The 13,994-nt window shown below is 62.5% G+C and carries 12 protein-coding genes; 5 read left to right on the top strand and 7 right to left on the bottom strand.

The genetic code is table 11. The annotated features are described in order from the left end of the window. Nucleotides 1–184: 184 nt before the first annotated feature. Genes RQ865_RS06225 through ychF form a run of 3 tightly spaced genes read right to left on the bottom strand, consistent with a single transcriptional unit; the run spans nt 185 to nt 3,151 of the window. Complete coding sequence (locus tag RQ865_RS06225) at nt 185–898, bottom strand: EcoRI family type II restriction endonuclease (protein ID WP_311478249.1); 714 nt, start codon at nt 896–898, stop codon at nt 185–187. 13 nt (nt 899–911) lie between these two features. Beyond that, a complete protein-coding gene (locus RQ865_RS06220; protein WP_311478248.1) occupies nt 912–2,063 on the bottom strand; it encodes a DNA adenine methylase in 1,152 nt (383 codons plus the stop codon). After that, nucleotides 2,060–3,151 carry a redox-regulated ATPase YchF gene (gene ychF, locus RQ865_RS06215; RefSeq protein ID WP_311478247.1) on the bottom strand — a complete coding sequence of 364 codons (1,092 nt, stop codon included), beginning with the start codon at nt 3,149–3,151 and terminating at the stop codon, nt 2,060–2,062. The genes RQ865_RS06220 and ychF overlap by 4 nt, the downstream gene beginning before the upstream one ends. A 73-nt stretch (nt 3,152–3,224) precedes the next feature. Here ychF and RQ865_RS06210 point away from each other — a divergent pair, with 73 nt between their 5' ends. The 5 genes from RQ865_RS06210 (at nt 3,225) to RQ865_RS06190 (ending at nt 8,201) form a co-directional block, all read left to right on the top strand. Continuing rightward, nucleotides 3,225–3,836: a 3'-5' exonuclease gene (locus RQ865_RS06210; RefSeq protein ID WP_311478246.1), complete on the top strand. Its 612-nt coding sequence runs from the start codon at nt 3,225–3,227 to the stop codon at nt 3,834–3,836. Nucleotides 3,837–3,922: 86 nt separating this feature from the next. Next, nucleotides 3,923–5,149 carry a hypothetical protein gene (locus RQ865_RS06205; protein WP_311478245.1) on the top strand — a complete coding sequence of 409 codons (1,227 nt, stop codon included), beginning with the start codon at nt 3,923–3,925 and terminating at the stop codon, nt 5,147–5,149. Between the two features lie 97 nt (nt 5,150–5,246). After that, a complete protein-coding gene (locus RQ865_RS06200; RefSeq protein WP_311478244.1) occupies nt 5,247–5,672 on the top strand; it encodes a DUF1648 domain-containing protein in 426 nt (141 codons plus the stop codon). 103 nt (nt 5,673–5,775) lie between these two features. Next, nucleotides 5,776–6,909 carry a DNA recombination protein RmuC gene (locus tag RQ865_RS06195; RefSeq protein WP_311478243.1) on the top strand — a complete coding sequence of 378 codons (1,134 nt, stop codon included), beginning with the start codon at nt 5,776–5,778 and terminating at the stop codon, nt 6,907–6,909. Nucleotides 6,910–7,346: 437 nt separating this feature from the next. Continuing rightward, entirely contained in the window at nt 7,347–8,201 is an 855-nt protein-coding gene (locus RQ865_RS06190) for a DUF559 domain-containing protein (protein ID WP_311478242.1), read from the top strand. Between the two features lie 386 nt (nt 8,202–8,587). Here the strand turns inward: RQ865_RS06190 and pheT are convergent, their stop codons facing one another. The 4 genes from pheT to RQ865_RS06170 all read right to left on the bottom strand — a co-directional run bounded on the left by pheT (nt 8,588) and on the right by RQ865_RS06170 (nt 13,894). Then, nucleotides 8,588–11,155 carry a phenylalanine--tRNA ligase subunit beta gene (pheT, locus tag RQ865_RS06185; RefSeq protein ID WP_311478241.1) on the bottom strand — a complete coding sequence of 856 codons (2,568 nt, stop codon included), beginning with the start codon at nt 11,153–11,155 and terminating at the stop codon, nt 8,588–8,590. 2 nt (nt 11,156–11,157) lie between these two features. Further along, nucleotides 11,158–12,210 (bottom strand): phenylalanine--tRNA ligase subunit alpha, encoded by a 1,053-nt coding sequence (pheS, locus tag RQ865_RS06180; protein ID WP_311478240.1) that lies wholly within the window; start codon nt 12,208–12,210, stop codon nt 11,158–11,160. Between the two features lie 62 nt (nt 12,211–12,272). Beyond that, entirely contained in the window at nt 12,273–13,250 is a 978-nt protein-coding gene (locus RQ865_RS06175) for an amino acid ABC transporter permease (RefSeq protein ID WP_311478239.1), read from the bottom strand. Beyond that, nucleotides 13,247–13,894, bottom strand: a complete 648-nt coding sequence (locus RQ865_RS06170) for an amino acid ABC transporter permease (RefSeq protein ID WP_311478238.1) — start codon at nt 13,892–13,894, stop codon at nt 13,247–13,249. The genes RQ865_RS06175 and RQ865_RS06170 overlap by 4 nt, the downstream gene beginning before the upstream one ends. Nucleotides 13,895–13,994: the final 100 nt, after the last annotated feature.

Below are 13,994 nucleotides of genomic sequence, written 5' to 3'. Positions count from 1 at the left end.
CCTCATCACGTCCCGGGATCAAAGAGTTCATCGCAGAGGTTAAGCACTACACGTTAAATTTGAACTCCACCGGGTTTCGGGTTCCCATTGCTCGACCAGCGCCCGTAGGACGCGAAGCCCCCGCAACCGACAAGTTACGGGGGTCTCGAATGACTGGTGTCTACCGAAGGTGCTGAGCAGTGGGTCAGGTCTCGATCATCCTGAATGCGTCGTCGCCGAACTTGGCAAAGTAGTAATGAATCGCGCGACTCCCGACGTCGAACATGACGTCCGACATTTCCTCCAAGGACCAAGGCTCAAGGCGGAAGAAGAAGCTGCCTCGGTTGAAGAGACCCTCTTCGCCCTCGGGAATGACACTCACTTGATTCAACTCGCCGAACATTGCGATCGTCTTGACCCGGTCGAGAATCGAGCTGCCTTCATGGAAGTCCCAGCCATAACCGAAGCACACGAAGGGGATGATGCCGTCTTCCAGCATCATTGCGCGGAATCCGATCACGTTCTTCCCGAGGCGCTCGATGGCATTGCCCATCGCCTGCTTCTTCAGCCCTTCTCGCGCCCGCAGGTCGTTGGTCCCTTGATTCTTCACTTCCGTGATCAACACGGGGAACGTGCGCCCGCTGTCCGCCGCCACGATCGAGAGAATGCCACCGTCGGGGCTCATGAACGTGTTTGGTAGCGGATCGCTGAACGAGACCGTTGGGAAACTGCCACGGAGGGAGGTGACGATGTCACTGAGCATGACCCTCTTCTCATGCTTGAACGCGATTCCAAACTTCTCGGTCAGGCGCTCAGTGGCATCAACGAGTGCGTCGCCGAGCTGAAGCTCCTGCTTCAACGAAGTCGTGTTGATGACAGTGCCATAGCGATTCTGTCGAAGTCGTGCTTTATGAGCCATTTCACTCCTGTCCTCAGCCCTCTCGATCGAGCAGGAAAAGGTGCTCGTTCACGTGGATCGGCCTGCCGCGCAGGTTCCTGCTGGCGCGATAGGTGTTGTACTTAAAAATCTCCTCGTCGACTCGACCGTGCGAGCCCAGAACTTCCTTGATCTCCTCCGTGGACACGTAACCCTCAGAGTTGAACGACACGAGGAGGAATCGCGCTCGAATTTTCTCAAACAGGTCAGTGAGGAGCGTCAGAGATCGCTTCTTTACGTTGTACCCCGAGCGATTCCAGTCGGTCGGAATGCCGGAAACCCGACTCACTTCCTCGGGACGCTCGTAGTTCGCGAGCAGGTTGAGCATGAAGTAGTTCGAACCGTAGGGGTGCTGGTTATAGGGAGGGTCGATATAGACCAGGTCGAAGGATCCCAAGTCGGGTGCAAGGTCATTAGCGTCTCGTCGAAAGACTTTATGCTCGGACCGGAAAACACTTTGAACCGGCGCTTCGAGAGTAATCGGAGAGAGGATCCGGCTCGTGGCATCGCCAGCCGCCGCGCCAAACTTACCGATACCAGTGTTCTTGTCCTTATAAAACCCCTTGAAGACGCCTCCCGTGTTCGCGTGAATCGATGCGCTTGACAGCAACGGTCCAAGAAGAAGGCAACGGATCTCGTCCGGCAGTTTCGACAATTCCTGAACGTAGAAATCGAGGCGGCGCGCATTGTCGTTCGAGTAGAAAACTCGCTCACCCAGCTGGATGTCTTGGTCGTCAACTGGGGAATACAGCTCACGGATGAAGCCGTCGTGCGACGCCCCGTCGAGCGCGGCGCGGTTGAGGCGGTCGGCGTGCTGCGCCGCCTCGGCCAGCAGCGCCTCGTCACGGTCGGCGAGGAAGCATTCCCCAATCGCCTGCGCGTATAGTTCCAGGTCGTTCGACGCCACTAGCGAAGAGTGCTTCTTCAAGAGGCGCGCGACGAACCCGCTACCCGCGAACAAGTCGATCGACCTCAACTTTCGTCCGCCGAGTCGACTTCGCGCATCGATGACAGCCTGACTGATCGGACCAGCCAGACCCCGCTTGTTCCCGATATAGGTGACGAGCTGTCGAGTCAGGTAGGAAGGATCCTCGCCGGGCTCTACCTGATCACTCAGTCCAAGCTCGAAAAGCGTCGCCTGACTCACTTCTTGCCTCCAGGGGTTACATTAAACTTGAACTCCACCACATCACCATCCTGCATGACGTAGTCCTTGCCCTCCATACGCACCTTGCCGGCGGCCTTCGCATCCGTCATTGAACCGGCCGCATCCAGGTCGTCAAACGACACGACCTCAGCCTTAATGAACCCGCGCTCGAAATCGGTGTGGATCACACCCGCAGCCTGCGGCGCCTTCCACCCCTTGCGAATCGTCCACGCGCGCGACTCCTTCGGCCCGGCAGTCAAATACGTCTGCAAGCCCAGCGTGTCGAAACCGACGCTCGCCAGCTGGTCAAGCCCCGACTCTTCCTGCCCCAACGACGCGAGCAGCTCAGCCGCCTCATCGGCCGGCAGATCAATTAGCTCCGACTCGGTCTTCGCATCCAAAAACACCGCCTTCGCCGGCGCCACCAACGCGGCAAGCTCCGCAAGCTTCGCCTCATCGCCAAGCGCATCCTCATCCACGTTAAACACGTAAATAAACGGCTTCGCGCTCAACAGCCCCAGCTCACGAATCGGCTCAAGATCAAGATCACTCATCGACAGCAGCTTGCCTTCTTCAAGCACCGCGAGCGCCTCCTTCGCAGTGCTGTACATCTGCGGGTCAAGCGTCTTGTGCTTCGCGCCCTTCTCATAGCGCGGCAGCGCCTTCTCGATCGTCTGCAGATCGGCAAGAATCAGCTCGGTATTAATCGTCTCCATATCGCTCGCCGGCGACACCTTGCCATCCACGTGCACCACATCCGGGTCACTGAACCCGCGCACCACCTGGCAAATCGCATCCGCCTCGCGAATATTCGCGAGGAACTGGTTACCCAAACCCTCGCCCTCCGAAGCACCCTTCACAATGCCGGCAATATCCACAAACGACACGGTCGCAGGCAGGATGCGTTCAGAACCGAAAATCTCGGCGAGCCGGCCGAGACGTTCATCGGGCAGCTCAACCACACCCACATTCGGCTCAATCGTCGCGAACGGATAGTTCGCCGCGAGCACGGTGTTCTTGGTCAGAGCATTGAACAGCGTCGACTTACCGACATTGGGCAGACCGACAATTCCGAGAGTAAGAGCCATAGGCACCGATTCTACCCGCCGCAAGCCCCGCCTAGCTCGGCGAGAGTCGGTGGCACCTGCAAGGATGGTTGCTATGCCCGATTTCGTCGCGCTCGACTTTGAAACCGCAAACCGCTCCCCCGCATCAGCCTGCGCCGTCGGGATGGTTCGGGTGCGCGGCAGTGAGATCACCGACCGCGAACACTTCCTCATCCGCCCGCCGGCCGGGCACGACGAATTCACCCCCTTCAACGTGCAGCTGCACGGCATCTCACGCGAGCGAGTATCCCGCGCACCCGAATGGCCCGAAGCACTCGAACGCATCCTCAACTTCGTCGGTGACGACATCATCGTCGCCCACAATGCCGGTTTCGACGCCGGGGTGCTCGTTGCCGCCACCCGCGCCTGCGCACTACCCGTGCCCGGCGTGCGATATTTTTGTTCGCTGCGCCTCGCCCGGCGCGGTTATCAGATGCAGTCATACCGCTTACCCAACGCCGCCCGCGAAGCCGGATACGAGCTGCAAAACCATCACGACCCGCTCGAAGACGCCGAAGCCTGCGCGGCAATCGTCATCGACATCGCCCGACGGATGGAAGCCGCAACGCTCGCCGAGCTGTCAAAACAAACCGCGGTGTTCATCCGCGAAATCCCCGCCGAGGATGCCGACGCACTCACCGCACTCGAGCGAAAAGCAACCTTCTAGCGCCGGCTCTGGCACGCATCCCGTCAACGCGGCACTGACAGTGCCGCACTGAGTTTGCCGCAAGATTGCCCACCTACTATGACGACATGACCGCAGCGCAAACTCCGCTCTGGAAATACGCCCTCGATCACGCCGAACAGGCCGACCCCAACGGTGTGTACGCTGCCCTTGTCGCTGACGGCGGCGAAAAAGCCTACCGGGCGCTGCTCGACAAATGGGTGCGGATGCGCGACAGCGGCAAACGCGACCTGGTCGCCGGACTCGCGCTCATGTTGGCACGCAGCTTCGACGACCACCGTGCCGTCGAATACATCGCCCAAAACTGGCCCGAACCCTTCCCCGACGAATTCGCCTGGCGCTGCTACCTGCAGCCAGCAAGCGAGCCGGTGCGCCGGGCATTCAGCCCAAAAGTGATCGAAGAGCTGCGCACCTGGCTCGTCGCACACGATGCCGACTCGCTCCCCCTCGACCTGGCGCGATCGGCAAGGGCCCTGCGCGCCGATGACCGCGGCGAGGTGTACCTGCAGTTGCGGCGCGACCTCACCGAAGCCGCGCCACAGCCCAACGACCCGGCCGTTGAACGAGTCACCGACGAGCTACTCGTTGCAGCAGCATCCGCCACCCCCGACCGGCCCGACGTGCGCAACACCGTACTGTCGTACTGGGGGCTTGAACAGCCACTGGATGCAGTGCCCACCGGCGAACCGCAACCGGGCGAACAGCCCGCATCCTGGACCGCCACCTGCGAACTCATCCACCGCACCCGAGATGCCGCCTTTGCCGACCGAGTCATCGAAGTCGCCCACGGACACCGCGAAGGGTGGACCAGCTCAAGCATGGCCGCCGAACAGTATTTGCGCGCACTGGAAGCAACCGTCGGCAACACCGCCGAAACGCACCTGCTCGAAATAGCCCGCGCCGAAGTCCCCGCTTCGGGACTTGCAGTGCAGCTACTTGCTGCTCGGCGGCGGCGACTGGCGGGTGTGCGACCGCCGCTGCTGAAACGCGTCGAGCTCGTGCTCGACGGGATGCACGTGTCGGGCCTGCTCGCCAGATACGAAGGAACCGGCCCCGGCAGGCAAGCCCGCGCAGCACTCGCCAAAGTCGTTGACGAGGCCGATGACACGATGACCATCGCGCACCGAATCGCCGAGTCGCTCGATATCCCCAACGACGACGCGCTCGCGCTCGAGTGGGCAAGTTATGCCAGCTGGGCCCTCGAGCATGAGCTGCCTGAAGCCGATCCTGTGCCGGCAGCACAGCCACCCACTCGTCGCGACCGCGGATTTCTCGGTAGGCTCTTCAGCAACTAACGCTGCTTGAATGCGGCCTGCACGAGCATCCGACAGAGAGATAACTATGGAATCCCGCCCCCGCATTGCACCCGCTGTTGGCCCCGTCTGGCGGATCTTGCGGTGGGCATCACTGATTTCGGCAATCGCGATTTCGGTAGCGTTGCTCGCCGCCTACCCCTCGATGCCGGATATCGTGCCAATCCACTTCGATTTCAACGGTGAACCCGACAACTTCGGGCCGAAAACGAGCGTGTTTTGGCTCGTCGCAATCATGCTCGCGTTGACGGTGCTCATTTTCTGGTTGGCGGCGCGGCCACGCATCGTCAACTATCCGGTGCCGGTGACTGCCGACAACGCCGCCCGCCTCTACGCGCTGAGCTACCAGCTGCTGGTGATCGTGGGAGTGGGGATGCAGCTGATCTACGCGGGAATCGCAGCGTCGCTATTCGGGTCACCGATCGTGTGGCTGCTTTGGGTTGGGCTGGCGGTGCTGTTGGTGTCGCCCGTGCCCGTGATCGTACTGATGGTGCGGCAGCGATAGTTTTCGGCTTTGGGCCGGTGTTGAGCCGGATTTTGGGCGGTCTTGTTTCGGCTTTGGCCGGTGTTGAGCCGAAAATGTCGGAGGCTCATGCGAGAGTTCACCCATGCATCCCATTTGGCTCATCCTTTGCTTGATCGTCGGCGCTGCGCTCGGCATCGCCATCGGCCTGCTCGTCAACCGCGCCCGCGCGGCCGCTGCCGAAGCGCGGGTCGCTGAGCTGCGCAGCGCGCTCGAAACGCAGGATGCGCGGCATCGCGGCGACACTGCGGTGCTTCGCGAACTGGCCCCCGTGCGCGGAGAACTGCAGCAGCTGCGTGCCGTGGTGCAAGAGCTTGAAGGCGAGCGGCTCGAGCTGCACGGCCGGTTGAGCGAGCAGCTGCGTGTGCAGGCGCGATCCGATGCCGAGCTGCGGGCCGCCACCGAACAGCTGGCCACCTCGATGCGGTCGAGCAGTGCCCGCGGCAACTGGGGTGAGGCGCAGCTGCGCAATCTTCTCGAGGCAACCGGGATGCTCGAGCATGTCGATTTCAATACCCAGGTGACGGTGGCATCAGGTTCTGGCGGGGCGCGACCGGATGCGCTCGTGCACCTTCCCGGCGAACACGAACTGATCATTGACGCCAAGGCGCCAATGGCACGGTATTTGGAGGCGCTGGCGGTGCCAAATCCTGGGGATGCGGCCGATGAAAAGCAGCGGCAGCGGCTCTTGCTCGAGCACGCGCGTGCAGTGCGGGGGCACGTGGATGCGCTGCGCACCCGCGACTATCCGGCTGCGGTTTCGGGCGCGGCGCCACTGGTGATCGCGTATCTGCCGAGTGAGGCGGCGCTATCGGCGGCGGTTGGTGCCGACCCGGCGCTGCTCGACTATGCGTTCAGCCGTGATGTGGCGCTCGCATCTCCCACCACGCTCTGGGCGATTCTGCGTGCCGTGGCAGCGGCCTGGCAGCAGGAGCGAGTCAGCGATTCAGTTGCCGAGGTGCTTGAGCTGTCAACCGAGCTGTACCGCCGACTTGCTACCGCATCCGGGCACCTCGCCAAACTTGGCCGGCAGCTGCAGGGATCGGTGGAGGCCTACGACCAGCTGGTCGGGTCGCTCGAAGCGCGAGTGCTGCCCACCGCGCGGCGCCTCGCCGATTTTGATGCGGCCGCCAAGCAGCTGCCCAGCACGCCGCCGCTCGGCGTCGCGCCGCGCACCCTCACCGCCCCCGAGTTCACCGAACCCGCACCCGGAGCCTAGCCCCCGCGCCGGGCCCAGCCAGTAGCCCTGCCTGCAGCCCCTACCGCTGCCTGCAGCCCCTGCGCCCAGCCTCTGCCATCCCTGCAGAAATTTGTTTCCTGACCTCAGAATTTTGTTTCCTGTTTTTTGTTTTTTGGCTGCATACACAGCGAAATAAGGCCAAATCAGGCCGGTTTAGCCTCAACTGCAGGCATTCTGCAGCCAGGAAACAAATTTCGCACCGAGCAGCTGGCGACAGCTGGGCGAGGCTACTTGAGCCCCTGATTGCGCTACCAAGCACGCAGCGACGTTATCTGAGCAAGAGCGGAGGGCCGGTTAGACACCGAGACAATGAGCTGAACACCGCAAACCAGACCGGAGGGGCTGTGGATAGTGAGCTATCCCCAGAGACCGCACTAGGCCAGGAACAAAACGCGATGTCTTGCCAACCTGACAGCATGCAATCAATCGAAGAATTGCTTGAAGCAAATTTCGGAGTCGTCGCAAGGTTCCAACTACTGAACGCCGGCTTCCGATCACACGATGTCGACCGCGGCCTACGCCGCGGCGTCCTGAAACGCATCCGCCACGGTTGGTTTCAAGCACCGGGATTCATGACTCCCAATCCCGATGTGGTTACGGCGGTCGCTGCCGGAGGCGTGCTCACTGGCGCACGCGCGCTCGCCCTGCGCGGAGCCTGGGATCCGGGCGGCCCCGACATCCCGGTGCGCGCCGCTTATATCCACCGCATTCAGCAGCGCGACGGAGTGCACCCTGTCGCCCTCCCGCAACGAAAAAATGCGCCGATCATCCAGTCAGTTGATTCGCTACAGGTTGCTTTTCAAGTCATGGTGTTGACAAGCGACCGGGCAACCTGCACGGTCGTCGGCGATTCCCTCGTTCAGCGCCAGTTACTCTCCCGCGATGAGATGCAGCAATTGGTCCAGGATTATCCGCAGTCGGTGCGCAGCCGCATCGCCCGGGTGGATGGCAGAGCTGAGTCGGGCGCCGAAACTCTCGTTCGCATGTGGCTCGAAGCCGAAAACCTTCGTTTCGTGCCGCAGTTTGTGGTGGAACAGCTGCACGCGCGCGTGGATTTTCTCGTCGAAGACAATGTGGTCATCGAAGTGGACAGTCGTGCGCATCACACGGGCGAACTGCACTACCAGCGCGACCGCACGCGCGACCAGCAGCTGTCAGCGCTGGGTTTCCGGGTGATTCGTGTCACCTATGAAGACGTGTATTTCAACTGGCCTGCAGTGTCGCAAGCTATTCTTGCAGCGCTCGGACAGCGGCACATCGTGCCGGCCTGAGACGCGACGCATCCTGCCGATCTGAGAAGCGCGCCTCCCCCGCCCTGGGATGCGCATCCCAGCTACCCAACCTGCTGCCCCCACCTGTCCACCTGTTTCCCTGTCTGTCTGCAGATTTTTGTTTCCTGGCCTCAGAATTCTGGCTGCAAATTACCCGCATCCAGCCCAAATGGCACCTAAAACTCAAGTTTTGCAGCCAGGAAACAAATTTCAGCACCGGGATGAAGTCAGGAAACAAAATTCCGCAAGCGGATGCAGGGGATGCGGGGGATGCGGGCCCCCAGCAAGACAGCAAGACAGCAACCGGCAACAAAAGCAAGCAGCTGCCGCCCGAAGGAGACGCGCGACAGCTGCAGGGCGGCTGCGGGCAGCAGCCGCAAACTGGGCTAGGCGCGGATGCTGGCTCCGTAGCGTTCGGCAGCCACGGCGGCACCGGCTTCTTTCGCCTCGGTGGCTTCGGCAGCGGTCAGAGTGCGGTCGTTCGCGCGGAACCGCAGCGCGAAGGTCACCGACTTCGTGCCGGGCTCGAGCCCCTCACCGCGGTAGTCAGCCACGAGCCGGATGTCTTCGAGCAGCTCACCAGCGCCCTCAACCACCGCATCCCGCAGCTCACCGGCCGCAACCTCTTCGCGCACCACGAGCGACAGATCTTGGGTGGCTGCCGGCACACCCGCGATCACCACCGCCGAAACATGCCGGTCGGTGCCCGCAAGCAGCGCATCCACGTCAATTTCAACGGCGCCCACCACTCGCGGCAGGTCGCGCTCGGCCGCAATTTCGGGATGCAGCTCACCCGCGTAGCCGATCACCCGCTCAACACCGGCGGTGTTGCGCACCGAAATTTCAGCGCAGCGTCCGGGGTGGAAGGCAACGTGCCGCCCCTGGCGCACCACGATCTCGGCACCCACCGCCGCACCAATCCGGTGCACCAGTTCAAGCGCATCCTGCCACCCGAATTTCACGGCCCGCACACCCGGCTGCGCCGACGTACGCTCCCCCACGAGCAGCGCACCGAGATAGTGCGGCTGCGGCGGCAGCCCGTCATTCAGTTGGGCAAGCACCTCGTCGCTCGGGCGTTCAGCCACCGGCGGCAGCGAGTCGACACCGTACCGCTTACCCGCCACGGGACGGAACACGCGGCCAAGTTCAAACACGGCAATATCGGTGAGTCCGCGCGAAACATTGCGGTGCGCCACCCCGATCAGCCCCGGCAGCGTGCTCGTGCGCAGATAGGGCACGGTCGCATCCATCGCATTCGCAAGCTTCATCGCCGGCTGTGTGTCAGCCTCGGGCGCACCAAACGTCGCCACGTCGTCGGCGCTCACGAACGGGTAGCTCATCACCTCGGTGCAACCGGTGGCGGCGAGCACATCCGCAAGCTGGCGACGAAGACGCTGTTCGCGAGTGAATCCGCGGCCCGCGGGCGCAATGGGTAGCTCTGCGGGGATGCGGTCGAAGTCGAGCAGCCGCGCAACTTCTTCAACCAGGTTGACGTCGCTGGTGAGGTCGGGGCGCCAGCTGGCCGGACGCGCGAAGATCGTGTCGCCGTCCACTCGCACCTCGCAGCCAACGGCGCGCAGCGCATCCAGCACCTCATCGGCACCGTAATCCACACCCATCAGGGTTGCGGGGAGGGATGCGGGCATTGCGATCTCGTCGCGCGGCACCACCGAGCCGATGATCTGGCCGACCGGTTCGATCTTGCCGCCGGCAAGTTTCACCAGCAGTTCGGCCACGCGTGCGGCTGCGGCAGGTGCGATCGCCGGGTCGACTCCGCGTTCGAAACGGCGGGATGCTTCGCTCGGCAGCTTGTGCCGGCGAGCGGTGCGGGCGATCGAAATTGGCGCGAAATTTGCCGCTTCGATGAACACGTTCACCGTGTCGTCGGTGAGCTCGGTTTCTTCGCCGCCCATCGTGCCGGCGAGGCCGATCGGGCCGCGCTCGTCGGTGATCAGGATGTCTTCGGGCGACAGTTCGCGGTTTTTGCTGTCGAGGGTGGTGAGCCGCTCGCCCGCTTTGGCGCGACGCACGTGGATGCCGCCGCGCAGCTTGTCGAGGTCGTATCCGTGGATCGGCTGGCCGAGTTCGAGCATCACATAGTTGGTGATGTCGATCAGCAGCCCGAGCGAACGGATTCCCGCCAGGCGTAGCCGCTGCGCCATCCACGCCGGTGTTGGGCGATGCCCGTCGACACCGGTCACCACCAGCCCGGCAAACACCGGTGCCAGTTGCTGGTCGCGCACACCGAGTTCATCGCTGATCGACAGCGGCACCCGCACATCGGCAGCGTCGGTCGCCACGCCGGCGGCAAGAATCTGCTGCAGTTCGTCGCGCTCGGCGGGGTCGGTGAGCGCCGCACCGGTCGAGTTCGCGTATTCGCGTGCGAGCCCGCGCATCGACATGGCATAGCCGCGGTCAGGGGTGACGTTCACCTCGACCGCAACATCGTCGAGACCAAGTAGCGGCAGCGCGAGTTCGCCAACCTCTGCCTCAATACCGAGGTCTGCCAGCACGATGATGCCGTCGTGATCATCGCCGATGCCGAGCTCGCGCACCGACGCCATCATCCCGTCAGACACGTGGCCGTAGGTTTTGCGTGCCGAGATGCGGAAGTCACCGGGCAGTACCGCTCCGGGCAGAGTGACCACCACCTGGTCGCCGACCTTAAAGTTGTGGGCGCCACAGACAATGCCGCGCACGGCCTCGCCGCCGTCGGCCGCGCTGGCGCCGTCGGGAGCAACCCGCACCTGACACCAGTTAATGGTTTTGCCGTTCTTCTGCGGTTCGGGAACGAACTCGAGCACCTCCCCCACGACGATGGGGCCGGATGCTTCGGTGGCGTGGATGGCTTCGTCTTCAAGACCCACGCGCACGAATGCGTCAAGCACCTCACGCGGGGTTGCTTCGGCGGGAATCTCGACGTAGTCGCGAATCCAAGAGAGAGGTACACGCATAACTAGATCACCATCCCGAACTGCTGGCTGAAACGGACGTCGCCCTCAACAATGTCGTGCATATCGCTGAGATCGTTACGGAACATGAGCGTGCGCTCGACACCCATCCCAAAGGCAAAACCGCGGTACTCTTCCGGGTCGACGCCCGCGGCACGCAGCACATTCGGATGCACCATGCCGCAACCGCCCCATTCAACCCAGCGCGGGCCGCCCTTGGCTCCGGGGTGCCACACGTCGAGTTCGGCGCTCGGTTCCGTGAATGGGAAGTAGTTGTTCCGCAACCGGATGCGTGCATCCTCGCCAAACATGCTGCGGGCAAAGTGTTCGAGGGTGCCGCGCAGGTGCGCCATTGAGAGGTGCTTATCGATCGCGATGCCCTCGAACTGCATGAACACCGGGGTGTGTGTCGCGTCGAGTTCGTCGGTGCGGTAGGTGCGTCCGGGGGCGAGCACATACAGTGGCACACCGCGTTCGAGCATCGAGCGCATCTGCACAGGTGAGGTGTGGGTGCGCATCAGCATGTGCCGTTCAACCGGTTCGACGAAGAAGGTGTCTTGCAGTGCGCGTGCGGGGTGGTCGGCGTCGAAGTTGAGCGAGTCGAAGTTGTACCACTCACTTTCAAGTTCGGGGCCGTCGGCAATCTCCCAACCCATGCCAACAAAAACGTCGCAGACCCGGTCGCGCAGCATGGTGAGCGGGTGGCGGGCACCGACGCGTTCACGTAGCGGTGCGGCAGTGACATCAACCCGTTCAGCTTCAAGCTGCGCGGCAGCTTCGGCTGCGGCAATGTCTGCTTCGCGGGCCGCAAATGCCTGGTTGACTCGTCCTCGAGCCCCGCCGATCAGTTTGCCGGCTTCTTTTTTCAGCTCTTTCGGCACCGCGCGCATCTGGCTGTTGAATGTTGCGAGCGGCGATGCTTCAGTGAGGTGTTCACTGCGCACCTGCTTGAGCTCGGCCGTGCTCGCAGCCGCGGCGATGGCAGTCAGCGCGGCTTGTTCTGCCGCTTCGACCGCTGCCGGGGTAATCGGGTTTTCTGGCGCATTTAGGTCTGACACAAAGGTTAAGTCTAGTGAAGTCGCGGGCGAGACGCGCGCTGCATCCCGCTCGCGAACACGCACTAGCTCGACTGGCCACCGGTTTGTTCGGTGCGGCCGGTCATCCCTTCTGCTTTCCCGATCGATAGCAATGAGGTGTCGGTGCCGATCTGTCCGGGCGGTGGTGTGGTGGCGTCACCGCCGCGGCGGGTTCGGCGTCGGGTCGCGCCCACGGCACGCGGCCCCGATCGACGCGCGATCCAGCGCGCGAAGGCGCTCAATGTGAGGTTCACAAGCAGATAGATCGCCAGCGTCACGAAGAAGATCGAGAACGAATAGTTGCCCGAGCCGTAATAATCTTTGAGCTGGTTCGAAACTCGCAGCAGTTCGGGGTACGACACGATGTAGGCCAGCGAGGTGTCTTTCAGCAGCACCACGGTTTGCGCCACGATGATCGGCAGCATCTGCCGGAAAGCCTGCGGCAGCTCAATCAAAAAGCGGGTCTGCATCCGGGTCATTCCCAGCGAGAGCGCCGCTTCTTGCTGACCGCGTGGCAGCGAGGTAATACCAGCGCGCAGTGCTTCACCGATGATGGCGCCGTTATACAGCGCGAGCGCGCCAACCACGGCCCAGTAGTCACCCACTTTGAGGCCGAGCAGGATGAACAGCATCATCAGCAGCACGGGCATACCGCGGAAAAATTCGAGCACAATAGTGACCGGGATGCGTATCCAGCGGCTGCGTGCCAGTCGCCCGAGCGCAAACAAAACGCCAAGCACAATCGCGAGCACGGCTGCGAGCGCGGCCGCACGCAGCGTACCCATCACGAGTCCACGCCACAGCAGCCCCTCCCAGACTCGCGGGTCGGTGAAAATATCCCAGCGGTCGGGGTGCCACAAGCCGGTAAGTTCGGCTCCCGTGGCAGCGGTTCGTGGCTGGCCGAGCTCGAAGATGAACCAGCCCAATAGCACCACGATGACGGCGGTGGCCACGGCTGAAATAATGCGTGACTGTCTCCGCGCCTTGGGGCCGGGCGCGTCATAGAGAACTGATGCGCTCATCGAAGCACCGCCACCTTTCGTTCGATGCGTGCCGCAACGAGACCGAGCGGCACGGTGATGATCAGGTAGAAGAGTGCGATCCCGAGCAGCATCGACATGACCTGGTCACCGTTTGCGTTGGCCAAAATTTTTGATTGCGCAACCAGTTCAACGACGTAAAAGCCTGATGCCACCGAGGTGTTTTTGGTGAGTGCGATGAACACGTTAATGAGCGGCGGCACAACCATACGCATCGCCTGGGGGAAGATCACGTGCCGGATCGTCTGATTGAAATTGAGCCCCAGCGATCGAGCCGCCTCAGCCTGCCCCATGGGCACGCCGTTCACACCCGAGCGGAGTGCTTCGGCGATGAATGGTGAGGTGTAGATCGAGAGCGCGAGAAATGCGCCGGCCATTGAGTCGAGCCCCAGGTTGAGCACTGGCAGCACGACGATCACGAGGAAGAATACGAGCGTCAGTGGCGTGTTCCGCACCAGCTCGGTGTAGACGGTGGCGATCATCCGCAGCGCCGGAATCGGTGAGATTCGTAGTAGCGCCACGAACATGCCGATGATGGATGCTCCGATGCCGCCCACGGCGAGCAGCAGCAGCGTGTTAACGAACGCTGCCCACACCTGGTCAAAGTTCTCGAAGAGTGCCTGCATCCTGATGTTTCCTGTGGTGGTGAGCTGCGTGACACCGGTGCAACAGTTGCGTGGCGGTGTCACGCAGCTCGGGATGAATGTCGTGCCCGGGCGCGAGTTC

Origin of the sequence: uncultured Gulosibacter sp. (assembly GCF_963509965.1) — a bacterium.
Classification (GTDB): Bacteria; Actinomycetota; Actinomycetes; order Actinomycetales; family Microbacteriaceae; genus Gulosibacter.
This window is presented reverse-complemented; position numbering and strand designations above follow the sequence as displayed.

Excerpts from the sequence above, each read along its gene's own strand:
- ychF (WP_311478247.1), bottom strand. The coding sequence starts at position 3,151 with ATGGCTCTTACTCTCGGAATTGTCGGTCTGCCCAATGTCGGTAAGTCG.
- RQ865_RS06195 (WP_311478243.1), top strand. The coding sequence starts at position 5,776 with ATGCATCCCATTTGGCTCATCCTTTGCTTGATCGTCGGCGCTGCGCTC.
- RQ865_RS06170 (WP_311478238.1), bottom strand. The coding sequence starts at position 13,894 with ATGCAGGCACTCTTCGAGAACTTTGACCAGGTGTGGGCAGCGTTCGTT.
- RQ865_RS06205 (WP_311478245.1), top strand. The coding sequence starts at position 3,923 with ATGACCGCAGCGCAAACTCCGCTCTGGAAATACGCCCTCGATCACGCC.
- RQ865_RS06210 (WP_311478246.1), top strand. The coding sequence starts at position 3,225 with ATGCCCGATTTCGTCGCGCTCGACTTTGAAACCGCAAACCGCTCCCCC.
- RQ865_RS06190 (WP_311478242.1), top strand. The coding sequence starts at position 7,347 with ATGCAATCAATCGAAGAATTGCTTGAAGCAAATTTCGGAGTCGTCGCA.
- pheT (WP_311478241.1), bottom strand. The coding sequence starts at position 11,155 with ATGCGTGTACCTCTCTCTTGGATTCGCGACTACGTCGAGATTCCCGCC.
- RQ865_RS06175 (WP_311478239.1), bottom strand. The coding sequence starts at position 13,250 with ATGAGCGCATCAGTTCTCTATGACGCGCCCGGCCCCAAGGCGCGGAGA.
- RQ865_RS06225 (WP_311478249.1), bottom strand. The coding sequence starts at position 898 with ATGGCTCATAAAGCACGACTTCGACAGAATCGCTATGGCACTGTCATC.